Consider the following 26,527-nt stretch of genomic DNA (forward strand, 5'->3'; position numbering starts at 1 on the left):
GCGCAGCGCACGAGCGCCAGCAGCCGGGTGCCAGGTCGCCGCGCCGCGGCCGCGCCCACGTCCCCTCGTCGCCACGGACGGGGTCCTGCTCCGGCGCGACCTCGCCGAGCAGCTCATGACAGGCCCAGGGCCCACAGCCGCTCCCACAGCGGCCCGTTCTGGGCGCGGGCGGTCTGCTCCAGCGCCCAGATGCGCAGGGCCTCGTCGGGGTCGGTGCGCCGCCCGGCCTGCGCGGCCAGCGCGGCGGCGAACGCGTCCGCGCCGGCGGCGGTCGTCACGGCCCGCTCCCACGTGCGCACGCCGGCCAGGTCCGGCGCGACGGTGCGCCGGCCCAGGCGCGCGTACTTCAGGATCCGGTAGGGCAGCCCGGCGTCGTTGAACGGCTCGACCTTGAAGGGCACGATCCCGACGTCGGCGCACAGGATGAGCCGGGCGGCCTCCTCGTCGGTACGCGGCCCGAGCCAGACGAACCCTGGGTGCGCGCGGCACCAGGCGTAGTCGGGGTCCTTGCGGCACTCGTCGTCGTGCCAGGCGCCGACGAGCAGCAGGACGAGGCCGGGCATCCGCTGGGCGACCTCGCGCAGCAGCGTCCAGTCCGTGCGCCACCCGAGGTGGCCCAGCGACACGGCGACGACCGCACCCGCCGGGTCCGGGGCCGGGAACGTGTCGGCCGACAGCGGCACGAGCGTCGCGCGGCGGCCCTCCTGCTCCTCGAGGCGGGCGAGCTCCTCGCTGGCCACGAACGTCAGCGACGACATGCGGGCGGCGGCGTCGTGCAGGACCTCCAGGCGCCGGCGCCGCGCCGGCCCGGCGTCGTAGGCGTGCTCGTAGCGGTCCCAGCGCCCGTACCAGAGCTCGCAGCCGGGGACGCGGCGCAGGATCGCGTGGCCGAGCAGGATCTGGACCGGGTGGAAGATGACGACGACGCGCGGCCGGTCGCCGTTGCGCCGCAGCGCGCGCACGAGCCGCTTGGCCACGCCGTCGGCCAGCCGCTCGCCGACGCCGGGCGGCATCCGCACCAGCGCGCCGTAGGGGATGCGCGGCGGGTCGACCGCGACGACCTGCTGGGCCTGCATGAGGTCCTCGACCTGGTCGCGCAGGATGAACTGCTCGAGCTCACGGGGGAGGAGGAGCAGGCACAGGGGGCGCAGGTGGTCGTCGGCGTCCACGGCGCTGCAATGTAGACGGTGCGCGGTAGCGTGCCGCGCTCATGGCCGGCCTCCTCCGCCGACTGCTCGCCAGCACCGCGGCCTACCAGGCCCCCAGCATCCTCTCCAGCGTCCTGGCGCTGGTGACGATCCGGCTGTACACGGGCCACCTGACCACGACGGACTACGGCTACGCCGAGAACCTGCTCACGGCGATCATCTTCACGAGCATCCTGCTGCGCTTCGGGATCGGCGAGGCGTTCGTGCGCTTCTGGTTCGACGACGACGACCACGGGCGCCGCGTCGGTCTCGCGCGCACGACGACGGCGTGGGCGTTCTGGGCGGCGACGGCCGTGGCGCTCGTGGGCCTGGCCCTGGCCGGGCCGCTGTCGCGGCTGATCCTCGACGTCGACGACGCCACGCTCATGGCCTGCGGGCTGCTCGGCCTGTGGGCGTTCACCAACCTCGAGGTGGCCTACGCGCTGCTGCGGGTCGAGGAGCGCCGGCGCGACTACGTCGTGGCCGGGCTGGCCAACGTCATGCTGACCGTCGTGCTGACGGTGGTGCTCGTCGTCGTGCTCGACGGCGGTGCGCGCGGCTACGTCCTGGGCAACTACGGCGCGTCGGCCGTCGTGCTCGTGGGCCTGTGGATCCGCCAGCGCGACCGCGTGTCGTTCCGGCCGCCGCGGGCCCTGGCGCCGCTGCTGCGCTTCGGCGGCCCGACCGTGCCGGCCGACGCGGCGGCCTTCGGCCTCAACGTCGTCGACCGGACCTACCTGCTGCACGCCGACTCCGCCGCGGCCGCCGGACGCTACGCGTTCGCCGCCAAGCTCTCGACCGTGGTCATCGTCGCGGTGCGCGGGTTCCAGGCCGCGTGGCCGCCGCTGGCCTACTCCGTCACCGACGAGGCCCAGGCCGCGCGCCTGTACGCGCGCGTCACGACGGCCTATGTCGTCGTCACCGGCCTCGTCGTCGTCGGGGCGACGCTCACCGGCCGCTGGGTCGTGCGTGCGCTGGCCGCCCAGGCGTCCTACTACCCGGCCTCGCAGGCGCTGCCGTGGGTCGCCCTGGGGTGGGCGCTGTACGGCCTGGTGCTCGTGCTCGTCACCGTGGCCGGGCGGGCGAAGGTCACGACGCGCAACTTCCCCGCGACGGCGGCGGGCCTGATCGTCAACGTCGTGCTGCTCGTCGTGCTCGTCGGGCCGCTGGGCATCGCGGGCGCGGGCATCGCGCTGTGCGGGGCCTACGTGGTGATCATCGTCGTCCTGCACCTGCTGACCCGCCGCCTGTTCGTCGTCGGCTTCGAGCGCCGGCGGCTGGTCAGCGCGGTCGTGGTCATGGGGGCGGTGGCCGCCGGCGGCGACCTCCTGCTCCCGACCCACGGGGCGGCGGGCCTGGCCGAGCGCCTCGCGCTGCTGGCCGTCACCCCGCTGCTGCTGCTCGCCGCGCGCGTGGTCACCCTGGGGGAGCTGCGGGCGCTGGCGGCGCTGCGGCGCGCGGCGCCGGCGGGGCTGTAGCGGGCGGGCACGGGTGTCGCTCCGGCGCGCCGGCGCCCGAGCCCTACAACGTCGGCCCACCGCGGTTGAACTCGTGCGCCGCCTCGCGCAGCCCCTCGCCGCGGCCCGGGCGCAGCGTCGCGGTGACGTGGCACCAGTAGCGGCGCGGGTCGTGGCCCGGCATGACCATTGCGGCGGCGGCGCGCACGACATACGCCCAGGCCGTCAGGACCCGCACGACGAGCGCCGCGCCGAGCGAGTGGTGCTTGCGCATGTAGCGGTCGCGGTTGCGCGAGAGCTCGACGATGCGCCGCTCGGGCACCGCGCCCGTGGAGAGCTGCTCGTGGTGGACGGCCTCGGCGCCGGGAACCCACAGCGTCGCCCAGCCCGCGTCGGCCAGGCGCTTGCAGAAGTCGACCTCGTCGGAGTACACGAAGAACTGCGGGTCGAACCACCCGATGTCGCGCGCGGCCTGGCGGCGCACCATGAGCGCGGCCGACTGCGCCCAGTCCACGACGCGTGTGCCGCGGCCGCGGCTCTGCACGGTGAAGTGCCGGTGCAGGAACAGCGCGCCGATCGCGGCGGTCGCCGGCGTCGGGAACCGCCAGGCCGACGGCTGCACGCGGCCGTCGGGGCGCAGGAGCCGGGCCCCGGCCGCGGCGGCCCGCGGATGCTCGAGCAGCGCGTCGCGCAGCGCGGCGGTCGCGCCCGGACGCAGCTCGGAGTCCTCGTTGAGCAGCAGGCAGTAGCGGCCGCGCGCCCGCTGGAGCAGGTGGCTGTCGTTCTCGCCCTTGCCGCGGCGCTGCTCGAGCACGACGACCTCGGTCGTGGTCGGATGGTGGCGCGCGGCGCCGGCCGAGCCGTCGGTGGAGGCGTTGTCCAGGACGAGCACCTCGGTCTCGAACGGCAGCGCATCGCGCTCGCGCGCGATGGCGTCCAGGCACCGGACCAGCAGCTCGCGCTGGTCGGTGTTCACCACGCAGAAGGAGACCTCGACGCCCACCGGGGAGCGGGAGGCTAGTGCGCGGGCGCGACGGCCGCCGTCCCGCCCGCCGCGTTGAGCGCGGTGACGGTGATCGCGCCCGTCGCGACGCCGCCGCGCGGGGTCAGCACCACGGTCTGCGGCGTGCCCGGCACGAGGACGAGGTCGTCGTCGGAGGGCAGCAGGCCCGCGGCGGCGAGCCGGACGCCGTAGGCCAGCCGGGCGGCCGACAGCGTCACCGCGATCGTCCCGTCCGGCGCCGGGGCCGCGGCGACCGCGGTGAGCCCGAGATCCTCGACGGGTGCCCCCGGCCGTCCGGCGGGGAAGTGGCAGGCCTGCCCGAGCACGGTCCCGCCGTCGCGCAGGGTGGCGACGACGACGTCGTGCGCCGGCGGCCCGAACCTGTAGGCGTAGGCGGCGTCGGCGAACCGGCCCAGAACGCCCTCGGCGTTGCGGCACGCCACGGCGTGGGGCCCGACCTCCAGGTCGGCCTCCGCCTCGGCCACGACGTGCGCGCCGCCGGCCAGCAGCGCGACGTGCAGCCGGGCGCGCAGGGCCTCCGGGCCGTCGTTGGCCACGTGGACGTCCAGCCCACCCAGGCCCTCGTCGGTGATCCAGACCGCGCGCGGCGCCAGGACCCGGCGCAGGTGGGCCAGCGCGACCTTGGGGGCGCCCGTGTGGTCCAGCAGGCCCCAGCCCGCGCCGGGCGCCAGGTCGCGCAGCCACAGCACGATCGCCCCCGCGCACGGCGAGGCCGCGCGGCGCCACTCGCCCATCACCGCGGCCATGACCTCGCCGCCGGCCGTCCGCGACAGCGCGAGGTAGCGCTCGCGGTCGGCGGCCTTCAGCGCGGCGGGATCGACGTCGTGCAGGAGCGCGAGGTAGTGGTCGCGGACGTCGGCGAAGTCCCACGGGGCTCCGACGTCGCGCATGACGCCCTCGCCGTCGGCGACCGGGCCGTCGGGGAGGTTGGCCAGCGCCAGGCACTCCGAGGCGAAGCGCACGCCGGCGCGCCGGGCGTCGTCCAGGGGCCGGCGGTAGCCGCCGACCCCGAAGTAGTTGGCCACGCCGCGCGACGGCTGCATCGGCAGCGCGCCGCCGCAGGGGGCCGAGGGCACGTAGGGGACGTCGGCCCCGGCCCGGGCGGCCAGCGCCGGCAGCAGCTCGCCGAACAGCTCGCCGCGGCCCAGTGCGGGATCGGCGCCGAACATCGCGGCCTGCTGCTCGACCTCGCTGTTGCCGCACAGCACGGCGAGGCTCGGGCGTCCGGCCACCCGCGCCAGGGCCTGCTCGGCCTCCTGCACGACCGCGGCCCGGAAGGCCTCGTCGGCGATGGGGTAGTCCAGGTTGGCGAACATGAAGTCCTGCCAGACCAGCAGGCCGAGCTCGTCGCACAGGTCGTGGAACGCGTCGTCCTCGTAGACGCCGATGCCGGGGACGCGCACGAGGTTCAGCCCGGCGTCGCGGGCGGTCTGCAGCGTGGCGCGCAGCCCGTCGGCGGGCACGGGGGTCCACACCGCGCCGCGGGCGAAGACCGGCACGTCGTTGACCGCGAGGTCCAGGCCCTCGGCGTCGACGTCGTGGCCGGGCCCGGGGGAGAGGTCGCGGAAGCCCGTGCGCCCCAGGCCGGCGACCGTCGTGTCCTGCATGGCGCCGACCACGAGCGCGACGTCGTGCAGGGCCGGCGCGCCGTGGGTGTGCGGCCACCAGCGCGCGACGGACGGGACGCGCACCGCGCCGTGCAGCGTGCCGTCGGCCTCCAGGGTCAGCGGGGCGCCGGCGTGCACGCCCTCGGGGCGCCCGACGACGACCGAGACCGGCCCGGGGACCGCCCCGCCGCCGGCCATCCGCACGTGCGCCGCGATCTCCAGCACGCCGTCGTCGCCCTCCAGGCGCGGGCGCAGCGCCACGTCGGAGACCACGACGCCGCGGCGGCGCACGAGCCACACCGGGCGCCACGGGCCGACGATCGGCGGCCCGGGCGCGAAGCCCGCCGCTCGCCCCAGGACGGCGGTGCGCACGAAGCGCAGCGCGCCGTCGGCCACGACGCGGGTGCGCCAGCGCTGCCGCGGGCGCCGGGGCGCCCCGGCGAGCACGTCGGCCAGCGCGCGGCAGTGGATCACCAGCTCGTTGCCGCCGGCGCGCAGCAGGCCGCCGACGTCGGCCTCCACGCCGACGAACATCGAGGAGCCCTCGGCCACCCGCGTGCCGTTCAGCGTGGCGGTGAAGACGGTCGCGACGCCGTCGAGGGCCAGGACCACCTCCTCGCCCGGCGAGGCGGGCTCGGCGTCGAAGCGCAGCCGGAACGTGCGGTCGCAGGCGTCGTCGGGCGGCCCGTCGGCCTCGAAGCCCTCGAGGCGGCGGACGTCGTGGCCCGGGATGTCAGGCCAGCGCGGCATGGAGGCCGCCGGTGGCCTGCTCCCACGCGTCGGCCAGCTCGGCGATGACCGGCCCCGGGTCGAACGCCCGCCGGCGGGCGAGCTTGAGCGACAGCAGCTTCGTCGCGGCGACGATCCGCGCGGCGGCGTCGGCGACCGGCGCCCCCTCCGGCCCGAGCAGCCAGTCGGCCTGGGCGCCGATGAGCTCGAAGCCCGAGCCGACCATCCGCACCGTCGCGAACGCGTAGGCGTGGTAGTCCTCGGGCGCGCCGGCCAGCAGCGCGGGCAGGTCGGCGGCCAGGGCGGCGCCGAAGCGCTCGAACGGGTTGGTCGCCGGGCGCAGCGCCAGGTGGCCGGCCAGCAGCTCGCGGGCCCGCGCGCGCAGCGCGTCGCCCTCCAGGCGCGGGCCGGCGTCGAAGCGCACGATCTCGGTGTAGGGCGGCAGGATCGCCGGGTCGGCCGGGCCGTCGAGGCGGAACACGCCGCGGTAGTCGGCGCCCGACAGCTCGTGCAGCCCGGCATTGTGGAAGTAGCGCAGGACCTCGGCCTCGGCGTCGATGGCCTCGACGGCCACCGACGTCTTGACGTGCTCGCGGTGGTAGCTCGTCGCCGCGGTGTCGGGCAGGTGCCAGGCGTCGAGCTCGACGAGGATCGTGCGGCCCGCCGCGAGCTGGCCGGCGATCTGGCCGGGCAGGGGCCGGTAGGGCTGCATCTCGTGGATATCGATGCCGAACAGCCGCTCGAGGTCGGCGGGCGCCGGCTTGAAGAACGTCCACTGGTCGCCCTCGAAGTCCATCCGCACGAGCGAGCCCAGCGCGGCGAGCGGCTCGTCGCCGTGGGCGTGGAGCAGCTCGATGAGCACGTCGGCGTAGCAGTTGGTCTCGACGTAGGTGCGGTCGCCCGCGACGTGGACCGGGTGCGGGCGGTGGGTCGCCGGATCGGCGCCCAGGAGGGCGATCAGGCCCGCCACAGCGCGTCGCGCACCTCGGCGGGCCAGCCGGCGGGGTCGAGCCCGTGGGTCTTCAGGAGCGCCAGCACGATCCGCTCCTGGCCGAAGCCCAGGCACGCGGTGTGCGCCGTCTCACCGGTCGCGGTCGTGATGCCGTGCAGCGCCCCGAAGTGCTCTTGGTGATAGTTGAACGACGCGATCGCGGTCGGCTCCGGGCCGGCGATCGGGGCCAGGATCTCGAACTTGAGCTCCTGCTCGCGCTGGCTGGCGGCCATCATGCGGCCGCTGCGCCCGAAGAACGGGTCGCTGGCGACGTCGAAGCGCGCGTCGAGGCCCAGGCCGCGCAGGAGCTCGAGCGCGCGATCGCGCCAGCCGTCGCGCCAGGCCTGGACGGTGTCGGGCTCGGCGATGCGGACGAGCTCGCGCATGTGGAACATCTGCAGGCGGGCGGGGTCGCCCGACGGCTCGCGGCGGAACGCGTAGGAGGCGCCCGGGTCGATGATCACGCCGCCGGCCGGCAGCGGGCCGCGGCGGGCGATCGCGGGGTAGACGGGGTAGCAGACCGCGGGCATGAGCACGAGGTCGCTCATGTGCTGGTGCTCGGACCAGTCCTCGTGGTCGCAGGCCAGGCGCGCCTGCTCCTGGGCCTGGATCTCGCTGCCCTCGAACGCGTACACCACGCCGGTCAGGTGCGGGAAGCTCTTGAGGTAGCCCGAGGCCTCGAGCTGGCGGCGCGGCAGCACGGGCGGGAAGCGCAGGGACTCCGCGCCCTCGAACGCGGCGGCCCGCGAGACGTGGTCGTCGAAGCGCGTGCGGATGTCCTCGAACGTCGTGCCGCGTCCGTAGACGCCCGGCACGCCGCTGGGGATCAGCAGGCCCGCCTCGACGAGCTCGTCGAGGTACTGCGCCTGGTCGGGCGTGGCCTCGCGATAGCCGGCCACGCTCAGACGTCCTTCGCGATCAGCAGGAGCCCGGCGTTGGTCTGGTGGATGCGCTCGTTGGCGACCATCAGGCACGCCGACATCGAGTCGCGCAGGTGGCGCCCGACGCTGAACGGCGTGTCGTTCTTGAAGCCGACGATGCCGCACACGCCCATCGCGCCCTGGCAGATGCGGGGCGCCTGCTCGGACGCGGCGATCTTGAGGTTGTTGAAGCGCAGGATCGCGGCCATCGTCTCCAGGCGCTGGCGGTCGTCGTCGGCGGCCACGAACTCCTCCAGCGCGCCGCGCACCTCGGCGCGCAGCAGCGAGAGGTCGCTCATGACGTGCGACAGGCGCAGCGCCGCGGGCACGGGCTCCCCGGGCTTCTGGCGGGCCGCGGCGCGCACGAAGGCGCGGGCGCGGTCGAAGGCGTCGGTGGCGATCCCCAGCCACAGGTGCGCCCACAGCAGGTGCGAGACCGGCACCATCGTCTGGGACATGACCGTCGAGAACGGCGCGGCGAGGATCTGCTCGGGGCCGAACTCGGCACGCACGACGTAGCCGGGCGAGCAGGTGCCGCGCATGCCCATCGGGTCCCAGGTGCCCTTGGGCTCCAGGGTCGTCTGGTCCTTGCGCGTGAGCACGACGACCTGGTCGCCGGGCTCGCTGCCGGGGCTCGCCCGCGTCGTGGTCAGCAGGTCGTCGGCGTAGGCGCCGTAGGAGACCGTCGGGGCCTGCTTCTCGAAGGTGAGGCGGCCGTCGCCGGCCGGGGTGACGGCGGCGATGGAGCGGCCCATGTCGCCGCCCGTGCCGACCTCGGAGGTCACCGAGGCGACCAGGCGCTGGCCGGCTGAGAGCTCGCGCAGGTACTCCTCGAACCACGGTGCGCCCTCGAGGTGGCGGACCATCGTGGCGACCTGGATCTGGTGCATGGCGAAGACCATGGCGCTGCTGCCGCAGCGGCGGCCGAGCTCGAAGCAGGCCTGCGCGATGAGCGCGAAGGGGACGCCGTCGCCGCCCAGGTGCTCGGGAACGGCGGCCGACAGCGCGCGCGTCTCGCGCAGCGCGTCGAGGGCCTCGGCCGGGAAGCGCGCCTCGCGGTCGACCTCGTCGGCGTGCGGGGCGGCAACCTCATCGGCGATCCGGCGGATGTCCGCCAGGAAGGCCAGGCCGCGCTCGTCGGCGACGGTCATGCGGCCTGCGCGTCGAGCGCCTGCAGGGCGTCGGTGATGCTGGCGACGCTCTCGAAGACGCTGCGCTTGAGCATCTCGTCGGGGAACTCGATGTCGAAGGCGTCCTCCAGCGCGAGCATCACGTTCACGCTGGCGTGCGACGTCATGCCGGCCTCGTAGAGGCTCGCATCGTCGGCCAGGCTGTCGAGGTCCACGGCCAGCCGGCCGTGCTCCTTCAGGATCTCTCGGACTGCGGCAGACATACATCCCGATTATCGGTGATCGCGCACCACCCTTGACCGGACCGGTCAGAGCTGGGCCACGACCACGGCCGACGCGTACTCCTCCTCGTGGGTGAGGCTGACCGCCAGGTCGGTGATGCCGGCGTCGCGCGCCAGGGCCGCGGCGTCGTCGTGCAGGGCCAGCTCCACGAAGCCCCCGGGGTCGCGCACCACCTCGATCGTGCGCAGGTTGAGCGCCGTGTCGCCGACGCGCAGCACCTTCATCGCGGCCTCCTTGGCGGCGAACCGCGCCGCCAGGCGCAGGGGGTCCGGCGTGCCGCGCCGGTGGGCGTCGGCGACCTCGGCGTCGGTGTAGACGCGCCGCAGGTAGCGCTCGCCGTGCGCCGCGAGCGCATCGCGCACCTCGCTGACGCGGACGAGGTCGATGCCGACGCGGATCCCCATGGGCCCATGGTGCCAGCCCCACGGGCGGCGGGGGGCTAGCGTGCTCGGCGCCCGTGCGCGTCCACCTCGTCGATCCCTCCGCGTTCACGCCGCCCTACGACCGCGCGCTGGCGGCGGCGCTGGCCGCCGTGGGCGTCGACGTCACCCTGGTGACCAGCCGCTTCGCCTACGGGGAGGTCGCGCCGGCGCGCGGTTACGCGGTCGACGAGCGCTTCTACCGCGCCGCGGTCGGCGCGCCGGGCTCGCGGTTGCGCCTGGCGGCCAAGCTGGCCGGCCACGTGCCGGGCATGCTCGGCTACGCGCGCGCGGCCCGCGCCGCCGACGTGGTGCACTTCCAGTGGCTCACCGTCCAGCCGCTGGACGTGCACCTGCTCCCGCGCGGGCGGCCCGTCGTGCTCACCGCGCACGACGTCCTGCCGCGCGAGCCGCGCCGCGGCCAGCTCGCCGCCCAGCGGCGGCTCTACGGGCGCGTCGACCACGTCGTCGTGCACTCCGCCCACGGCCGCGACCGCCTGACGGGCGAGCTCGGGCTCGATCCGGCGCGCGTCACCGTCATCCCGCACGGCGCGTTCACCGATCTGGCCGCGCTGCCCGCGCGGCTGCCGCCCGAGCTGGCCGCCGCACCGCCCGACGTGCCGGTCGTGGCGCTCACGGGCCTCCTGCGTCCCTACAAGGGCCTCGACGTCCTCCTGGAGGCCTGGCAGGGCATGGGGGGTGCCGAGCTGTGGATCGTCGGCCTGCCGCGCATGCCGCTGCCCGTGCGCCTGCCCCCCGGCGTGCGGCTGGTCGGGCGCTTCGTGGCCGACGCCGAGCTGGCCGGCGTGCTGCGCCGCGCCGACCTCGTCGTGCTCCCCTACCGCGAGATCGACCAGTCGGGCGTGCTCTACGCCGCCCTGGGTCTCGGACGCCCGCTGCTGCTCAGCGCGGTGGGGGGCTTCCCGGAGGTCGCCGCCGCGGGGGCCGCCGAGCTCGTGGAGCCCGGCGACCCCGCCGCCCTGCACGCCGCGCTGCGCGCGCTGCTGGACGACCCGGCCCGCCGCGCCGGCCTGGCCGCGGGCGCGGCGCACGCCGCCGCCACGACGTTCTCCTGGCCGGAGGCGGCCCGGCGCCACCGCGCCCTGTACGGCATGCTGACCGGCTCGTGAGGAAGGCGATCTTCTGGACCTCTGCGGCCCTGCTGGCCTGGGCGCAGGCGGGCTACGGCGTGGCCCTGGCGGCGCTGCGCCGTGGCCCGGTGGCCTCCGCCTACCCCGTCGCGCCGCCGGAGGACGACGCGGCGCTGCCGTCGGTCGCGCTCATCGTGCCCGCGCACGCCGAGCGCGACGTCATCGCCGCGCGGATCGCCAACGCCCGTGCGCTGGACTACCCCCGCGACCGGCTCGAGATCGTCGTGGCCTGCGACGGGTCGACGGACGGGACCGTGCAGGCCGCGCGCGCCGCGGGCGCCGACGTCGTTCTCGACCTGCCGCGCGGCGGCAAGGTCCGCGCCCAGGACGCAGCGGTGGCGCGCACCGATGCCGAGGTGGTGGCCTTCTCCGACGCCAACGCGCTGTGGAAGCCCGGCGCGCTGCGGGCGCTCGTCGCCCCGCTGGCCGATCCGCGCGTGGGCTACGTCTGCGGGCGCGTGAGGTTCGTCAACCCCGAGGGCGGCTCCAACCAGGAGGGCGTCTACTGGCACTACGAGATGTTCCTGCGCGAGCGCGAGAGCGCGCTGTGCTCGGTCACCGCCGGCAACGGGGCGATCAACGCGGTGCGCCGCGCGGCCTACGTCGAGGTCGACCCGGTGATGGGCCACGACCTCAAGCTGCCGTTCACGCTCGTGCGCGCCGGCTGGCGCTGCGTCGAACAGCCGCTGGCGCGGGCCACGGAGCGCATGGTCCCCGACGTCGAGGGCGAGGCCGCCCGCAAGCGGCGGATGATGAGCCACGCATGGGCGATCGTCCTGCACGGCGGCCTGCTGGACCCGCGCGGCTGGCCGCCGCGCTACCTGGTGATGATGGTCAGCCACCGCTGGCTGCGCTACTTCGGCCCGTTCCTGCACCTCGCCGCCCTGGCCACCGCGCCGCGCGCGCTGCGCCGGCTGCAGCTGGCCGGGATCGCCCTCGCGCTCGTGCCCGCCCGCGTGCGGCCGCTGCTGCTGGCCCGCTACTACGTGCTGACGCAGGCTTCGATCGCGCTCGGGCTGGCCGACCACCTGCGCCACGGGACCGCGGCGGGCTGGGACCCGCCCGAAGGCACACGCTGATGGCCGAGCCCCTGCGCCGCGTCTTCGACGTCCTGGTCGCCGCGACCGTGCTGGTGATCACCTCGCCGCTGCTGGCCGCCGCGATCGTGGCGATCCGCCTGGAGTCGCCCGGGCACCCGATCTACCGCCAGCGCCGCGTGGGCCGCGACGCCCGCCCGTTCGACGTGCTCAAGCTGCGCACCATGGTCTCCGGGGCGGAGAAGATGGGCGCCGGGCTGGCCGTCGACGACGGGGACTCGCGGATCACCCGCGTCGGCGCGCTGCTGCGCCGCACGTCGGTCGACGAGCTGCCCAACCTCGTCAACGTCCTGCGCGGCGAGATGTCGATCATCGGCCCGCGCCCGACGGTGCCCGTGCAGGTGACGCAGTACAGCGACCGCCAGCGCGGGCGCCTGGCGCTCAAGCCGGGCATCACGGGCTGGGCACAGGTCAACGGCCGCGCGTCGCTGCCCTGGCCCGAGCGCATCGAGCTGGACCTCTGGTACGTCGAGCACCGGTCCCTGTGGCTGGACCTGCGGATCCTGTGGCTGACCGCGCGGATGCTCGTCACCGGCCACGGCCTCTACAAGGGGGACACCGGCGGATGGGTGGATCAGGCATGAGCAGGGCCGTGATGCTGACCGGCACAGGCAAGCGCTATGACATCGTCTCGGCCTTCGCCCAGCACGCCACGCTCGTGGCGTGCGACCCCAACCCGCTGGCGCCCGCGCAGTACGCCGCGACCGTGCGCACGTCGGTGCCGATGATCAAGGACCCGCAGTACGTACCGGCGCTGGCCGAGCTCGTCGAGCGCCACGACGTCGGCGCGATCGTGCCGCTGACCGACCTGGACATCGACGTGCTCGCCCAGGCGCGCGCCGACGGGCTGCTGCCCGCGTTGGTGCCCGATCCGGAGATCGCGCGGCGCACCTACGACAAGTACGCCTGCCACGAGCTGCTCGGCGAGCACGGGCTGCCCTCGCCGCCCACGGTGCTGGCCGTCGAGGACGTGGAGTCCTGGCCCGTGATGGTCAAGCCGATCCACGGCTCGGGGGCGCGCAACATCTTCGTCGCCCACACGCCGGAGCAGGCCGCGTTCTTCATCGACTACATCGACGAGCCGGTCATGCTCCAGCGGCTCATGGACGGGCCGGAGTTCTCGGTGGACTGCCTGGGCGATCCCGACGGCCACTGCCTCAATGCGATCCCGCGGACCATGCTCGAGTCGCGCGGCGGCGAGTCCATCAAGGGCACGGTCATCGCCGACGACGAGCTCGTCGACCTCGGCCGGCGCGTCATGGAGGCCTTCGGCGTGCGCGGGCCGGCGACGATCCAGGCCTTCCGCGACCGCGAGCTCGGCCTGGGCATCACCGACGTCAACACCCGCTTCGGCGGCGCGTTCCCGGCGCCGATGTACGCGGCGCTGCCCGGTCGCACCTACCCCGAGCTCATCGTCCGGATGGCCGCGGGGGAGACGATCGAGCCCCACGTCGGAGACTTCACCGCGGGGCGGACGTTCACGCGCTACTTCTGGCAGCTCGAGCTCGACGAGGACCTGCAGCCCACCGGGCGCGACATCGTCAGCCCGCCCGGGCCGCCCGCGCCCCGCTGAGGCGCGGAGCGATTACGGGATGAGCTCCGGGCCCTTGTCGACGAACCGCTCGCGGAACGCGCGGAAGGCGTCGAAGACCTGCGGGTTCATCGTCTTGCAGCCCAGCACGTGCGTCCAGGCCACGGCGGCCACCGCGAACGGCATCTTCGTCTGGTTCTGGAACAGGAGCTGGTGGTAGCCCACGACGCCCTTGAGCTTCTCGTTGAACAGCGCGTTGAGCTGCTGGATCGTCTTCTCCGGCGTCCCCACGGCGAACTGGTACTCGATGCGCCCGTGCTCGAGCGCGTGGACCGTGTTCTCCTTGTCGGGCGTGTTGGCGATCGTGTAGACGCCGTCCTGCGCCCACACCGGGCGGTGCGGCCCGGAGTTGGGCGGGTTCGTCCTGTACCGGTTGTAGACGGCCGTGTTGGAGGCCAGGTGCTCGCGGCCCTCGCTCGGGTAGGTCTTGAACGAGCAGCCCGACGCCTTGATCGCGGCGTCGAAGCCGGTGATCTTCTGGGCCGGGATCGCGGCGGCTCCGATGTCGGCCGAGGCGTTGCCCTTGTTGTCGGAGCCCCCGGAGACGATCGCGGCCACGACGGCGGCGATCGCCGCGACGGCCAGCACGCCGCCGGCGACGAGCTGCAGGCGCCGCCGCGACGACGCCTTGGTGCGCTCGGCCTGCTCGCGCTCCTCGCGCTCGCGGCGGCGGCGGTCCTTCTCTTCCTGGCGGCTCGACACGGCCGTGAGCGTAGCGACGTCCCCGGGCCGCCGCGTCGGCTGCGCCGGGCGGTCACGCGGCGCCGGCGGCGCGCGGGGCCCGCGGAGCGCGGGCGCGGCCCTTGCCCCGGGGCATCCAGCACTCGTCCAGGAACCCGGCGATCTCCTCGGTCAGGCGCCTGGGCGTCGTGCGCAGCTCGAGCACCGAGCGGGCCCGCACCAGCCGCCCGCCGGGCAGCTCGCCGGCCAGCGCGTCGGAGTCCGTGAACGGATGGACCGGGTCGAGCTCGTGCCCGATGACCAGCGCCGGCGCCGCGATCCCGCGCCGGAGCGCCGCGTGGGGCGCGACGCGGCCGAAGAACAGGCCCTGCAGCACCGCGGCGCTGGGGCTCGGGGCCTGGCGCACGGTGTCCAGCAGCACGTCGGCGCCCCAGAGCCGGCCCGTCGGGATCCGGCGGGTGATCCAGGAGACGCCCTTCATGACGGGCTCGCCGAACGTGAGCCAGCACATGAGCGGGGTGAAGGCGATCGCGCAGCCCAGCAGCGCGTGGTCCAGGACGGGCATCTCGAGCACCAGGCCGCGCACGCGCTCGGGCGCGGCGACCGCGACCTCCAGGGCCGTGTTGGCCCCCAGCGACGCGCCCCCGATGACCGCCTCGTCGACGTCGAGGTGGTCCAGCAGGGCCACGACCTGCTCGCCGTAGAAGATCATGGAGTGCTTGGCCATGTCCCGGGGGCGGTCCGACTCGCCGTGGCCGAGGAGGTCCATCGTGATGACGCGGTTGCCCCGCGCGGCCAGGGCGTGGGCCAGCGGCTTGTGCATCTTCTGGCTCAGCAGCAGCCCGTGCAGCAGGACGACGGTGCGGGGCCCGTCCCCGTAGACGGTGTAGGCCAGCCGGTGGCCCGCGTGCAGGAAGGTCGCCATGGCAGCGCCGACGGTACCGCCTCGTACCGACGGTCGCGCCCGCCGGACGTTCAGACGGCGGTGGGGATCCGGCCCGCGCCGCCCGGCGGCGGCTCGGAGAAGGCGACGCCGATGGGGGTTGACACGGTGTCAGCCCAACCGGCGCAGTCACCCCGAGGGTGATATCGTGACGCCCCCGTCATCTTTGTCTCTCTGTCCCGGAGGACCGTCTCATGGCCAAGCAGCACCGCATCCTCGCCGGTCAGGTGGCCGCCGTCACCGGCGCCGCCCGCGGGATCGGCCGCGCGACCGCCGAGGCCTTCCTGCGCGAGGGCATGAAGGTCGCGATCGGCGACCTCGACCTCGCCGTCGCGCAGCAGACCGCGGCCGAGCTGGGCCACGGGACGATCGCCCTGCCGCTCAACGTCACCGAGCGCGCCTCGGTCCACGCGTTCGTCGACGACGTCGAGGCGCAGCTGGGCCCGATCGACGTCCTCGTCAACAACGCGGGGATCATGCAGGTCGGCCATCGCGTGTGGGAGGAGGACGACGCCACGACGCAGCGGATGATCGACATCAACGTCAACGGCGTCATGTTCGGGATCAAGGAGATCGTCCCGCGCATGCTGGCCCGCGGTCGCGGCCACGTGGTGAACATCGCCTCGACCGCCGGCAAGGGCGGCTTCCCGGGCGGCGCGACCTACTGCGGCACCAAGCACTACGTCGTCGGGGTCTCCGAGGCGCTGCGGGCCGAGCTGCGCGGCACGGGCGTCGACGTCTCGTGCGTCATGCCCGTCGTCGTCAACACGGAGCTGGCCGCGGGCCTGACCGAGTCGCGCGGCGTCAAGCAGGTGCAGCCCTCCGACGTGGCCGACGAGATCGTCACGGCGCTGAAGGAGAACCGCTTCGACGTGTTCGTGCCGCGCTCGGTCGCGCAGATCACCCGCGTGATGAACGTCCTGCCACGCGGCGGGCGCGAGGCGGTCAGCCGGGCGCTGAAGGCCGACCAGGTCCTCGCCAACGTCGACGCGGGCAAGCGCGCGGCCTACGAGCTGCGGGCCGCGAGCTCGGACCCGGCGCTGGACGCCGGCGCCGACCCGCGCCAACTGACGGGCTAGGCGCCCGCGCCCCCTGGGCGAGCGTCGCCCAGCCAGGCGGCGATCCGCTGCCCGATCGCCGCGCCCGCGTCCTCCTGCAGGAAGTGCGCGGCGCCCGCGATGACCTCGGGCTCGGGAGCGCCCAGGGCCTTGGCGAACGCGCGGCCGCCCTCGAGCGGCAGCACGGGGTCCTGGTCGGCCCACAGCACCAGCTTGGGGCGCGTGTCGGCGCGCATCGCGTCCAGCACGCGGCGGCCGGCCTCGGCGCCGGGCATCGAGGGGTCGGTGGGCAGGATGAGCGGGAAGGCCCGCGCGCCGGCCTTGGACGCCGGCGTCTCGAACGGCGCGTCGTAGGCCGCCTTCTCCTCGTCGCCCAGCGCGCGCAGGGTGGCGCCGTCGACGAGGAACGAGATCGGCAGGTCCTCCGTGCGCCGCACGAAGTCGCGGAAGCGCAGCCAGTTGTCGGTCATGCGCTGCTCGCCGGTGAACAGCCCCGTGTCGAGGATGACCAGGCGGGCGATGCGGTCGGGGTGCTGCACCGCGAGGCGCAGCCCGATGGGACCGCCCCAGTCGTGGACGACCATCGTGAGGTCGTGCAGGTCGAGCTGCTCCAGCAGCGCGCCCATGAGCTCGGTGTGGCGGTCGTAGGTGTACCACTCGAGGTCCTCGGGCTTGTCCGAGCGCCCGAAGCCCGCCAGGTCGGGCGCGATGCACCGGTGGCCGGCGGCGCGGACGGGGCCGATGACCTCGCGCCAGAGGTAGGACCACGTCGGCTCACCGTGCATGAACCACACGGGCGGGCCGGCGTCGCCCGCCCCCTCGGGCTCGAGGTCCAGATAGGCGAGGCGGACGCCTCCGATCTCGGTGTAGCGGCTCGGGTGCGGAAAGCCCTGCAGGGGATGGTCGACGGCGCGCATGCGGGTAGCGTGTCACGCATGGAAGCCGCCACCTCATCCGCCTCGATCGACCAGCTCAGCGTCGACACCATCCGCACGCTCTCCATGGACGGGGTCCAGAAGGCCAACAGCGGGCATCCCGGGCTGCCGATGGGCATGGCCCCGGCGGCCTACGTGCTGTTCGCCAAGGTCATGCGCCACAACCCCGAGGACCCCGACTGGCCCGACCGCGACCGCTTCGTCCTGTCGGCCGGCCACGGCTCGATGCTGCTCTACAGCGTGCTGCACCTCTCGGGCTACGACCTCCCGCTGGACGAGCTCAAGAAGTTCCGCCAGTGGGGCTCGCTGACGCCGGGCCACCCCGAGCGCGACCGCGTGCACGTCACGCCGGGCGTCGAGGTGACGACGGGCCCGCTGGGCCAGGGCTTCGCCAACGGCGTGGGCATGGCGCTGGCCGAGCGCTTCCTGCGCGAGCGCTACGGCTCCGAGGTCATGGACCACTTCACCTACGCGATTGTCTCCGACGGCGACCTCATGGAGGGCGTGGCCTCCGAGGCCGCGTCGCTGGCCGGCCAGTACGGGCTGGGCAAGCTGATCTACCTCTACGACGACAACTCGATCTCGCTCGACGGCCCGACGTCGCTGAGCTTCGACCGCGAGGACGTCGCCAAGCGCTTCGAGGCCTACGGCTGGCACGTCTCCGAGGTGCACGACGCCAACGACGTCGTCGCGCTGGAGGCCGCGATCACCGAGGGCCAGCGCATCGCCGACAAGCCCTCGCTCATCCGCGTCACGTCGATCATCGGCTACCCCTCGCCGCACAAGCAGGGCACGAGCAAGGCCCACGGGGCCGCGCTGGGCGAGGACGAGGTCCGCGCGACCAAGGAGGTCATGGGCTGGGACCCCGACGCCCACTTCCTCGTCCCCGACGGGGTCTACGAGCAGTTCGCCGGCGACGGCCGCGGGGCCGCGGCCCAGGCCGAGTGGGAGGAGCGCCTGGCCACCTGGCGCTCGGCCAACGCCGAGCTGGCGCGGGAGTGGGACCTGGCGTGGGAGGGGGGGTCCTACGGCGGGCGGCCGCTGCCGGGCCTGAAGGACGCGCTGCGCTCGATGGACTGGAGCGACAAGGACAAGATCGCCACGCGCTCGGCGGGCCAGAAGGTCATGGCCGCCTTCGCGCCGTTCGTGCCCACGATGGTCGGCGGCGCCGCCGACCTCAGCGAGTCCACCAAGACGGAGTTCCCGGGTGGCGACGACGAGCGCTACAGCCGCGCGAAGGCCGGGCGCAACATGTACTTCGGCGTCCGCGAGCACGGCATGGGCGGCGCGGTCAACGGCCTGGCCGCCCACGGCGGGATCGTGCGGCCCTACGGCTCGACGTTCCTGCAGTTCGCCGACTACATGCGCGGCTCGATCCGCCTGGGGTCGCTGACGGGCCTGCGCACCGCATGGGTGTTCACGCACGACTCCGTCGCCCTCGGCGAGGACGGCCCGACCCACCAGCCCGTCGAGCACCTCGCCGGGCTGCGCGCGATCCCGGGCCTGACGGTCCTGCGCCCGGCCGACGCGCGCGAGACCGCGGAGGCGTGGCGCGTGATCCTCGAGGACCTCGAGGGTCCGGCGGCGCTGGCCCTCTCGCGGCAGGACCTGCCGATCCTCGAGATCGACCCCGACGGCGTCGGCCGCGGCGCCTACGTCGTGGCGCCCGCCTCCGGCGAGGCGCGCATCACGCTCGTCGGCACGGGCGCCGAGGTGCACACCGCCATCGAGGCGCAGGCCATCCTGGCCGGCGAGGGGATCGCCGCGCGCGTCGTGTCCATGCCGTCGTGGGAGCTGTTCGCCGGCCAGGACGACGCCTACCGCGACGAGGTGCTGCCGGCGACGCTGCCCAGCGTCTCCGTCGAGGCGGCGATCACCATGGGCTGGGAGCGCTGGGTCGACCGCGCGGTCGGGATCGACCGCTTCGGTGCCAGCGCGCCCGGGCCCGAGGTCCTCGAGCGCCTCGGCATCACCGGCGAGCACGTCGCCCAGGTCGCCAAGGACCTGCTGGGCGCCGTGAGCTCCTAGCCGCTCGTCGCGCCGAGCATCGGCCCGACGAGCGCGCCCGCCCGCGGCCCGACGGCGACGTGGATGCTGTCGGGCCCGCGGGTCCAGGCGATGAGGTCCAGCGCCGTGAGGCGGTCGAGCCAGAACTGGAAGGCCTGCGCCTGGGCGGGCGTGCGGTAGGCGCGGCTGACGTCGAAAGCGTAGCCCGTCGTGTGCAGCGACGGCGAGGCCTCGATCCCCGCGCCGCCCTCGCCCGACGTCGCCTCGCCGGCCACGCTGCGCGTCGCGGCGCTGAGCACGAGCGGCGAGGTCCGCGCGATCGCGGCGACGCCCTGGCCGAGGTAGCGCAGCAGCGCCAGCGCCGGAGGGCGCAGCGTGCGCGTGCCGGCCGGCGCCGCCGCCAGGGCTCGGGAGAGCCGCACCCGCGCGGCGGCCAGCACCGGCGGGTCCAGGGCGACGAGCGCGTCGGAGCGCAGGGCGGCGTCGTCGCCGAAGCGCGGCGTCGACGCCGGCGGGCGCAGCACGTTCTCGGCCGACGGCGCGGCCTGCAGCCGCGCCTGGCGGGCCAGCGCCGCCGGGTCGCGGCGGTACAGGGCCATGATCGCCTTGGCCGCGCCGATGCGCCACAGGTACGTCGAGGAGTCGTCGCCCAGGCCGGCGAGGATCCGCCACGCCGCCGCGTGGCGCAGGGGCGTGCTGTCGAAGAAGAGCTGGGTGTAGGGGATGCCGTCCTCGCCGTAGGCCTTCAGCGCGTTCTGCAGGTTGCCGACGCCCATGTGGTAGCTCTCGACGGCGAGGTCGTCGCGGCCCAGGCGGCCCTTGGCGAACTCGAGGTAGCGCGTGGTGGCCTCCAGCGCCTTGCGCGGGTCGAAGCGCTCGTCGACGCGCCGGCGCTGGGCCAGCAGCCGCCGCCGGTGCGCCAGGCTGGTGGAGCGCCCGATGCTGCGCGTGAGCTTCTCGGAGGCGGCGACGTCGACCTTGAGGCCGAGCAGGCCCGTGGCCGTCTGGGCCAGGATCTGGGTCAGGCCCGCGGCCGAGCTGAGGTCGTCGGAGGCGGCCACGTCGGGCCGGCCGGCGCTCTCGAGGAAGACGATGGCCTCCAGCGTGTCCGGGTCCTGGTGGGCGCGCCGGGCGACGTCGTCGATCGTGGGTCGCAGGGAAGCCACGCGCCGCGCGGTCGCGGGCACCCCGCCGGGGCTCTTGTCGTAGAGGACGTGCGACAGCCCGGCCGCGGCGCGCGCCTCGAACTCCGCGCGCCGGCGGCTGTCGTAGGCCAGCGGGTCGGCGGTGGTGTCCGTGCGGCCCCGGCCGGGCGCCAGGTGCCGAGGCCCGGCCTGCTGGTCGCGGCCCGCGAGCAGCAGGACGACGACCGCGGCGACCGCCACGACGACCAGGAAGAGCGCGACGCGCCGGCCGCGCGGGGTCAGGCGGGTGCCGCGTAGACCTGGCGGGCGGTGACCACGATGCGCTTGGCGGCGCTGTACAGGGGATGGCATGCCGTGAGCACGAGACGGTGCAGACCCGCCTGGGATCGCAGGGACGCGGCGTCGTCGGGCGTGGTGATCTGCGTGCCCGTCACGCGGTAGACGAAACGACCGTACGGCATCCGGATGTCGATCCGCGTTCCCGGGGGCAGGTTGTCGACGTGACGGAACGGCGCGCCGTACGTCGTGCGGTGCCCGGCCAGGCCGACCGTGCCCGTCATGCCCGGGAGCACGGTGCCCTTGTAGTGGCCGGGACCCTTCGTCAGGGCGTCGTGGTCGGTGGCCTCGACGAAGACGGTCTTCAGCCCGATGCGCGGGATGTCGATGCTGCCCAGCGCCGAGCCGGCGGGCCGCGGGTGCTCGAGCAGCGTGGTGGCCTGGCGCACCATCCGCCGGGCGTCGCTCTCGCGCTGCAGGCGCGGGGCCGCGGCGAAGGTCTGCTGCAGCCGGCCGAGGTCGCTGCGCAGCGAGGACTGCGACCGCGACTGCATCAGCGCGGTCAGCGGCTCCTGCCAGAAGATCGTCAGCACGCCGTCGACGCACGCCAGCAGCCCGGCGGTCAGCCCGGCGGCGAGGACGACGCGGCGGATGCGGCGTGCACGGCCGCCCCGGCGGGGCGTCACGGGCGGTGTCGCGGCGGCCGCGGTGACCTCGGCGGTCTCCTGCGGGCCGGGATCGGCGGGCGCCTCGGGCGCGGCGGTCAGGCCGGCCTGGGCCTCGGCCAGGCGCGCGCGGAGGTCCGCGGCGTCGGCCGCGGCCAGCCGCGCGACGTCGAAGAGGGTGCGCTCGGCTTCACGGCGGCGCTGCTCGGCCTGCTGCAGCGCCGCGGTGAGGCGTTCGATCTCCTGCTGCAGGTCGGCGACGGACGTCCGGCGCGTCCCGATGGGGGTGACGCGCCCGCCGTCGCCGGCCTGTGGGTCAGGAGATCCCTGGGTCACCGGTCCTGGGCGGAGCGGCGACGGTCACGCAGCAGCAGCGCGCCCGTCCCGCCGGCGACACCGAGGCCGAGCACGATCAGCAGCAGCGGGTCCGCGCCCGTGAAGGCGAGGCTGCTGGGAGCCGAGCCGGCGGGCTGCGCGGCGACCGACGGGGCGACGCTCGACTGCGTCTGGCCCTCGGTCGTGGGCTTGGACTGCGTGACGCCCTGACTCGTCGTGGTCTTGGGCGTGGTCGTGGTCGGGGTCGTGGTGGTGTAGCTGCTGGTCGGGTCGGTGGTCGTCGTCTGAGCGGACGCGACACCGGCCGCGAGGAGCAGACCGGCGACCATCAGCGCCAGGGCGAAGCGGATACGCACGATCGAAAGTCCTTGGTTCGGTCGGGTGGACGACTGCGGATCGTAACCGGTCACGCGGCCATTGCACCCTGATCGGCCGATCCCTGACCTTCTGCACAGGTATCGCATGATCCCGCTGGAGCTTGACGGCACGCCGCTGCACACGATCCTGCAGGCGTTTCGCGGCCGCGAGCGCACCGCGGCCCGGGCCGGCCTCGGGTGCGCGCGCCGACATGCGAGGCTGGTGGCATGGACGCCTCCGACCCCCGCCCCCACGATCTCGTCGTCCTCGGGGCGACCGGCTTCACGGGGGCCCTGACCGCCGCCGAGGTGGCCGCCCGCGCCCCGGAGGGCCTGCGCTGGGCGCTGGCGGGCCGCAACCCGGGCAAGCTCGAGGCGACCCGCGCCGCGCTGGCCGCCGCCCATCCGCAGGCCCCCGCGCCCGGGCTGCTGGCGGCCGATGTCGCCGACGCTGCGTCGCTGCGCGCGCTGGCGCAGGCCACGCGGGTGCTCGTGACCACCGTGGGCCCCTACCTGCAGCACGGCGCCGGCGTCGTCGCGGCCTGCGCCCAGGCGGGCACGGGCTACCTGGACCTCACGGGCGAGCCTGAGTTCGTCGACCGCGCCTACCTCGACCACCATGCCGAGGCGCAGGCCACCGGCGCCCGCCTCGTGCACGCGTGCGGCTTCGACTCCATCCCGCACGACCTCGGCGCGCAGTTCACCGTTGCCCAGCTGCCCGAGGGCGTGCCGCTGCACGTGCGCGGCTACCTTCGGGCCGCCGGCCGCTTCTCCGGCGGCACGTTCCACTCCGCGATGACCGCGATGTCGCGGCCCCGCCAGGGTCTGCGGGCCGCCCGCGCCCGGCGAGCCGTCGAGCCGCGCGACCCCTCGCGGCGCGTCCACGTCGAGGCCGGGACCCCGCACCGGGCGCTGGACGCGTGGGCGGTGCCGCTGCCGACGATCGACCCGCAGATCGTGGGGCGCTCGGCCCGCGCGCTGGAGCGCTACGGCCCCGACTTCACCTACGGCCACTACGCCGCGGTCAAGCACCTGCCCGTCGCCGTCGGTGGCGCGGCGGGCGTCGGCGCGCTGTTCGGCCTGGCCCAGATCGGCCCGGTGCGCCGGGCGCTGCTCTCGCGCATCTCGCCGGGCGACGGGCCGACGGAGGCGCAGATGGACGCGGGCTGGTTCTCCGTGCGCTTCGTCGGCGAGGGCGGCGGGCGGCGCGTGGTCACCGAGGTCGCCGGTGGCGACCCGGGCTACCGCGAGACGTCGCGGATGCTCGCCGAGGCCGCGCTGTGCCTGGCCTTCGACGACCTGCCCGCCACGGCGGGTCAGGTCACCACGGCCCAGGCGCTGGGCGAGCCGCTGCGGGCGCGCCTCGAGCGCTCGGGCATCACGTTCCGGGTGCTGCCGGAGGGCTGAGCGCCGGCGCGACCCGCATGGGCGGCGGGTCGTCGGGGAGCGCGATCGTCCGGCGCGGGGTCGGCCGGTGGCCCATGAAGTCCGGGCGGTTGGCGTGGCCGAACAGCAGCGGGAGCAGGTCGGCGGCCGCCACGGCGCCGTACCAGCCCTCGCGGGCGTGGCGCTCGCCGAACGCGCTGACACGGTCCGGGCGCACGCCGGGCCCGAGGACGAGCAGGGGCGTCGGGTCGCCACTGTGCAGCAGGCCGCCCGACGACGGGGTGGCGTGGTCGCCGGTGATCGCGACGATCGCCCGCCGCGCCAGGCCGGCCAGCTCGCCCAGCGCCGGGTCGGCCGCCTCGAGGACGCCCAGCTTGGCCCGCGGCTCCTTCGTGTGCCCCGCCTCGTCGGTGGCCTTGCTGTGCACGTGCACGAACCGCGCGCCGCGGGCGATGAGCGCCTCGGCGGCCGCGAAGCGCGCCCGCAGGTCGGTGGCGACGTCGTCGTCGGCGGCGACGGGCTCCTGGTCCAGGCCGAGCAGCACCGCGAGCCCGCGGTACAGCCGTGAGCTGGGCACGGCGCCGCCGGCCACGCCGGTCAGTTGCGCGAACGACGGCAGCGGCGCACGCACCCCGGCCCACTTCGTCGTGAGCACGTCGAGGGCCGGCAGGCCGCGCGCGGTGCGCCCCGCGTTGACGGGATGGGCGGCCAGCGCGTCGCGGGCCGCGAGCAGCAGTGCGGTCAGGGCCCCGGCGACGGGCTCGCCCGCCGGCTCGGTGGGCAGGACGGCCAGCCACGGGTGCAGGTGCTCGAAGAACGGGTCGGAGTCGGTGACCGCGGCGCTGGACAGGCCGGGCAGCGACAGGGTCGCCTCGCCGCGCAGGCCCAGCGGCGCGAGCCGCGCGCCGTGGGCGGCGGCGAGCGGGTCCAGCGCGGCGAGCAGCGCTGCCGTGTCGCCGGCATCGCCGGCCCCGGCGCGGCCCGTCAGCCACACCCGGTCGCCCTCCGCCCGCGAGGTGCGCAGCGCCGCGTGCAGCGTCGGGACGCCCGCGGCGACCTCCAGGCCCCCGCCGAGCGCCTCGAGGACCGCGCGGCCGCAGAACGGCTCGCCGGCGTAGCCGAACATCGCCCAGTGCGCGACCTCCGACGCCGGCGCGCGCCCCCAGCCGAACGGCAGGTGCCAGCCGCTGGCGCCCGCACGCGTCAGTGCGTCGAGCATCGGCGTGTCGGCGGCCTCGGCCGGGGTGCGGCCCCGAGCTCGGGCAGCGGGCGGTCGCCGAGCCCGTCCAGGACGACGAGCACGACCGGCAGCCGGTCGTCGGCGGGGGTCATCCGCCGCCCCGCTGCGCCATGGGGAACGCCTGCAGCAGCTCCGCCAGCAGCCCCACGGTGGCGGGCGGCACCGCGGCGCGCCACGCCTCGTCCCCGCCGGCCAGCAGGACGCGGAGGTCCGAGGCGCTCAGGCGGCCCGCGGGGTCGCCCTCCAGCACGGTGACCGCGTAGCCCGCGACGGCCAGCGCCGCGGCCTTGTCGCGCTCCCAGTCGCCGTAGGCGCGCACGTACTGGCGGGCGTGCAGCGGCACGTACTCCGGCCACGTCGCGGGGCGGGTGAGGTCGAACGGCACGATCGTCGTGCGCGGCCCCAGGCCCTCGGCCTCCAGCGCGGCGCCCAGCAGGCCGGCGCGCTCGAAGTAGGTGAAGGGGTTGGCCGCCGGGGTGTGGCGGTGCGCCGAGGCGGGCTCGGGGCGCCGCGCCGCGCTGTCGGGGTTCGTCACGGCGACGACGAGGCGCTCGGCGTCGCGCAGCGCGATCGCGAAGAGCTCGAGGTGCTGGGCGTGGGGCGGCTGGAAGCGGCCGGTGACGCAGGCCAGGGCGCTCACGCCGCGGCGCCGGCGTCGGGGTCGGCGCCGGCCGCCGCCCGCAGCAGGCTGCGGGCGATCGCGTTGTGCTGGATCTCGACGGTGCCGGCCGGGATGCGCAGGTTGCGGGCGATGCGGAAGAGCTTCTCCTCGGGCGAGCCGCGGAGCAGCCCCGTCGCGCCGTGGACCTGGACCGCGCGGTCGGCGACGCGCTGGAAGGCCTCGTCGTTGACGACCTTGACGAGGCTGACCAGCCGCGGCGCATCGCGGTGCAGCGGGATCGCGAACGGCCCGAGCGCGTCGAGCTCGGCCTGGGCCACCAGCGACGTGGCCCGCGCCGCGTAGACGTCGGCGTCCATGTCGGCCAGCAGGTGCTGGACGGCCTGCAGCTCGGCGATCGGCCGCCCGCCCGACATCCGGGTGCGGGCCCGGCGCACCGAGCGGTCCAGCAGCCACGCGCCCCAGCCCGCGCACATGCCGCCCCGGCACAGGCGCCGCCAGTTGATCCAGCCCATCGCCAGCGCGAAGCCGCCGCCGATCTCGCCGACGACGTGCTCGGCCGGGACGCGCACGTCGGTGAGCTCGAGCTCGCCGGTGAGCCCGTCGTCGATCATCGTCGGGATGTCGGGGCCGCGCCGCAGGCCGGGCGCGGCGCCGTCGACCAGGAACATGGACAACGAGCGCGTGCCCGCGCCGGGCTCGGTGACCGCGACGACCTGCAGGACGTCGGCGAAGTGCGCGTTGGTGATCCATGCCTTGTGGCCGTTGAGGATCCAGTCGGTGCCGTCGCGCCGGGCGTGGGTGGTCATCGCCAGCACGTCGGTCCCCACGCCGGGCTCCGTGTTCGCGAACGCCGCGGTGATGCGGCCCTCGACCAGCGGCCGGACGTACTGCTCGAGCACCGCACCGGAGGCGTGCTCGATCGGCGGCGCGGCGCCCTCGGTCCAGCCGAGAGCCGCCAGCCCGAGGCCGAGCCCCGAGGCGCGGTAGACGTGCTCCTCGACGTGGTGCATCTCCACGCGGCCCAGGCCGCCGCCGCCCACGGCCGCGGACATGTGCGGGGAGTACAGGCCCGCCGCGCCGGCGCGGCGCTGGACCTCGCGCCGCGCCTCCCACACCTCCGGGTGCATGCGGCCCTGCGCGTCCTTGGCGGGCTGCCACGGCGTCCCGGCCCCGCGGCCGGCCAGCGCCTCCTCGACCGGCGCGACCTCGTCGGCCAGGAACGCGTCGAACCGCCGCCGGTAGGCCTCGACCCGATCGGTGGGGGCGATGTCGCCGGCGGACGCGCCCATGGG

26 protein-coding genes are annotated in these 26,527 nt (G+C 75.4%); 8 read left to right on the forward strand and 18 right to left on the reverse strand.

Annotated features, from left to right (window positions below):
* Nucleotides 1-113: 113 nt before the first annotated feature.
* Nucleotides 114-1,169, reverse strand: a complete 1,056-nt coding sequence (locus FSW04_RS04310) for a glycosyltransferase family protein (protein ID WP_146916631.1) — start codon at nt 1,167-1,169, stop codon at nt 114-116.
* Between the two features lie 41 nt (nt 1,170-1,210).
* On the opposite strand from FSW04_RS04310, the gene FSW04_RS04315 reads away from it, so the two are divergent.
* The gene (locus FSW04_RS04315; RefSeq protein WP_146916633.1) at nt 1,211-2,665 is read left to right on the forward strand and encodes a lipopolysaccharide biosynthesis protein; all 1,455 of its coding nucleotides are present in this window, start codon (nt 1,211-1,213) and stop codon (nt 2,663-2,665) included.
* Nucleotides 2,666-2,708: 43 nt separating this feature from the next.
* Here FSW04_RS04315 and FSW04_RS04320 read toward each other — a convergent pair whose 3' ends face one another.
* Genes FSW04_RS04320 through acpS form a run of 7 tightly spaced genes read right to left on the reverse strand, consistent with a single transcriptional unit; the run spans nt 2,709 to nt 9,731 of the window.
* A complete protein-coding gene (locus FSW04_RS04320; protein WP_146916635.1) occupies nt 2,709-3,647 on the reverse strand; it encodes a glycosyltransferase in 939 nt (312 codons plus the stop codon).
* A gap of 14 nt (nt 3,648-3,661) precedes the next feature.
* Nucleotides 3,662-6,025, reverse strand: coding sequence for a glycosyl hydrolase 2 galactose-binding domain-containing protein (locus tag FSW04_RS04325; protein ID WP_146916637.1), 2,364 nt, complete (start codon nt 6,023-6,025; stop codon nt 3,662-3,664).
* A complete protein-coding gene (locus FSW04_RS04330) occupies nt 6,009-6,974 on the reverse strand; it encodes a DUF1839 family protein (RefSeq protein WP_187369238.1) in 966 nt (321 codons plus the stop codon). Before FSW04_RS04330 ends, FSW04_RS04325 begins: the two co-directional genes overlap by 17 nt.
* Nucleotides 6,962-7,894: an amino acid--[acyl-carrier-protein] ligase gene (locus FSW04_RS04335; RefSeq protein ID WP_146916642.1), complete on the reverse strand. Its 933-nt coding sequence runs from the start codon at nt 7,892-7,894 to the stop codon at nt 6,962-6,964. Before FSW04_RS04335 ends, FSW04_RS04330 begins: the two co-directional genes overlap by 13 nt.
* A 2-nt stretch (nt 7,895-7,896) precedes the next feature.
* Entirely contained in the window at nt 7,897-9,066 is a 1,170-nt protein-coding gene (locus FSW04_RS04340; protein ID WP_146916644.1) for an acyl-CoA dehydrogenase family protein, read from the reverse strand.
* Nucleotides 9,063-9,308: an acyl carrier protein gene (locus FSW04_RS04345; RefSeq protein ID WP_146916646.1), complete on the reverse strand. Its 246-nt coding sequence runs from the start codon at nt 9,306-9,308 to the stop codon at nt 9,063-9,065. The genes FSW04_RS04340 and FSW04_RS04345 overlap by 4 nt, the downstream gene beginning before the upstream one ends.
* A 45-nt stretch (nt 9,309-9,353) precedes the next feature.
* Nucleotides 9,354-9,731 carry a holo-ACP synthase gene (acpS, locus tag FSW04_RS04350; protein WP_146916649.1) on the reverse strand — a complete coding sequence of 126 codons (378 nt, stop codon included), beginning with the start codon at nt 9,729-9,731 and terminating at the stop codon, nt 9,354-9,356.
* A 53-nt stretch (nt 9,732-9,784) separates the two neighbouring features.
* Between acpS and FSW04_RS04355 the strand changes: the two genes are divergently transcribed.
* The 4 genes from FSW04_RS04355 to FSW04_RS04370 are packed head-to-tail and all read left to right on the forward strand — an operon-like array spanning nt 9,785 to nt 13,567.
* Nucleotides 9,785-10,876, forward strand: coding sequence for a glycosyltransferase family 4 protein (locus FSW04_RS04355; RefSeq protein WP_146916651.1), 1,092 nt, complete (start codon nt 9,785-9,787; stop codon nt 10,874-10,876).
* On the forward strand, nt 10,873-11,976 hold the full coding sequence (locus FSW04_RS04360; RefSeq protein ID WP_187369239.1) for a glycosyltransferase: 1,104 nt from the start codon (nt 10,873-10,875) through the stop codon (nt 11,974-11,976). The genes FSW04_RS04355 and FSW04_RS04360 overlap by 4 nt, the downstream gene beginning before the upstream one ends.
* On the forward strand, nt 11,976-12,578 hold the full coding sequence (locus FSW04_RS04365) for a sugar transferase (protein ID WP_146916655.1): 603 nt from the start codon (nt 11,976-11,978) through the stop codon (nt 12,576-12,578). Before FSW04_RS04360 ends, FSW04_RS04365 begins: the two co-directional genes overlap by 1 nt.
* Before the next feature lie 11 nt (nt 12,579-12,589).
* Nucleotides 12,590-13,567, forward strand: a complete 978-nt coding sequence (locus FSW04_RS04370) for an ATP-grasp domain-containing protein (RefSeq protein ID WP_187369240.1) — start codon at nt 12,590-12,592, stop codon at nt 13,565-13,567.
* Nucleotides 13,568-13,579: 12 nt separating this feature from the next.
* Here the strand turns inward: FSW04_RS04370 and FSW04_RS04375 are convergent, their stop codons facing one another.
* Nucleotides 13,580-14,287 (reverse strand): DUF3105 domain-containing protein, encoded by a 708-nt coding sequence (locus tag FSW04_RS04375; protein WP_146916660.1) that lies wholly within the window; start codon nt 14,285-14,287, stop codon nt 13,580-13,582.
* Between the two features lie 52 nt (nt 14,288-14,339).
* Entirely contained in the window at nt 14,340-15,191 is an 852-nt protein-coding gene (locus tag FSW04_RS04380; RefSeq protein ID WP_146916662.1) for an alpha/beta fold hydrolase, read from the reverse strand.
* Between the two features lie 212 nt (nt 15,192-15,403).
* On the opposite strand from FSW04_RS04380, the gene FSW04_RS04385 reads away from it, so the two are divergent.
* Nucleotides 15,404-16,288 (forward strand): SDR family oxidoreductase, encoded by an 885-nt coding sequence (locus tag FSW04_RS04385; protein WP_146916664.1) that lies wholly within the window; start codon nt 15,404-15,406, stop codon nt 16,286-16,288.
* On the opposite strand, the gene FSW04_RS04390 is transcribed toward FSW04_RS04385, so the two are convergent.
* Complete coding sequence (locus FSW04_RS04390) at nt 16,285-17,184, reverse strand: haloalkane dehalogenase (RefSeq protein WP_146916666.1); 900 nt, start codon at nt 17,182-17,184, stop codon at nt 16,285-16,287. The genes FSW04_RS04385 and FSW04_RS04390 overlap by 4 nt on opposite strands.
* Nucleotides 17,185-17,202: 18 nt before the next feature.
* Between FSW04_RS04390 and tkt the strand changes: the two genes are divergently transcribed.
* Complete coding sequence (gene tkt / locus FSW04_RS04395; RefSeq protein ID WP_146916667.1) at nt 17,203-19,230, forward strand: transketolase; 2,028 nt, start codon at nt 17,203-17,205, stop codon at nt 19,228-19,230.
* Here the strand turns inward: tkt and FSW04_RS04400 are convergent.
* The 3 genes from FSW04_RS04400 to FSW04_RS04410 are packed head-to-tail and all read right to left on the reverse strand — an operon-like array spanning nt 19,227 to nt 22,041.
* Nucleotides 19,227-20,594, reverse strand: a complete 1,368-nt coding sequence (locus FSW04_RS04400; RefSeq protein ID WP_187369241.1) for a transglycosylase SLT domain-containing protein — start codon at nt 20,592-20,594, stop codon at nt 19,227-19,229. The genes tkt and FSW04_RS04400 overlap by 4 nt on opposite strands.
* Before the next feature lie 38 nt (nt 20,595-20,632).
* Complete coding sequence (locus tag FSW04_RS04405; protein ID WP_146916670.1) at nt 20,633-21,631, reverse strand: class E sortase; 999 nt, start codon at nt 21,629-21,631, stop codon at nt 20,633-20,635.
* Nucleotides 21,628-22,041, reverse strand: coding sequence for a hypothetical protein (locus FSW04_RS04410; RefSeq protein WP_146916671.1), 414 nt, complete (start codon nt 22,039-22,041; stop codon nt 21,628-21,630). Before FSW04_RS04410 ends, FSW04_RS04405 begins: the two co-directional genes overlap by 4 nt.
* Before the next feature lie 174 nt (nt 22,042-22,215).
* Between FSW04_RS04410 and FSW04_RS04415 the strand changes: the two genes are divergently transcribed.
* Entirely contained in the window at nt 22,216-23,394 is a 1,179-nt protein-coding gene (locus tag FSW04_RS04415) for a saccharopine dehydrogenase family protein (RefSeq protein ID WP_146916673.1), read from the forward strand.
* Here FSW04_RS04415 and FSW04_RS04420 read toward each other — a convergent pair.
* Genes FSW04_RS04420 through FSW04_RS04430 form a run of 4 tightly spaced genes read right to left on the reverse strand, consistent with a single transcriptional unit; the run spans nt 23,366 to nt 26,524 of the window.
* Nucleotides 23,366-24,592, reverse strand: coding sequence for an alkaline phosphatase family protein (locus FSW04_RS04420; protein ID WP_228430878.1), 1,227 nt, complete (start codon nt 24,590-24,592; stop codon nt 23,366-23,368). The genes FSW04_RS04415 and FSW04_RS04420 overlap by 29 nt on opposite strands.
* Nucleotides 24,577-24,705: a hypothetical protein gene (locus FSW04_RS27735; protein WP_267128284.1), complete on the reverse strand. Its 129-nt coding sequence runs from the start codon at nt 24,703-24,705 to the stop codon at nt 24,577-24,579. Before FSW04_RS27735 ends, FSW04_RS04420 begins: the two co-directional genes overlap by 16 nt.
* Nucleotides 24,702-25,253, reverse strand: coding sequence for a cytidyltransferase (locus FSW04_RS04425; RefSeq protein ID WP_146916675.1), 552 nt, complete (start codon nt 25,251-25,253; stop codon nt 24,702-24,704). Before FSW04_RS04425 ends, FSW04_RS27735 begins: the two co-directional genes overlap by 4 nt.
* Entirely contained in the window at nt 25,250-26,524 is a 1,275-nt protein-coding gene (locus tag FSW04_RS04430; protein ID WP_146916677.1) for an acyl-CoA dehydrogenase family protein, read from the reverse strand. Before FSW04_RS04430 ends, FSW04_RS04425 begins: the two co-directional genes overlap by 4 nt.
* Nucleotides 26,525-26,527 lie beyond the last annotated feature (3 nt).

This window comes from Baekduia soli (assembly GCF_007970665.1).
In the GTDB taxonomy this organism is placed as follows: Bacteria; Actinomycetota; Thermoleophilia; order Solirubrobacterales; family Solirubrobacteraceae; genus Baekduia; species Baekduia soli.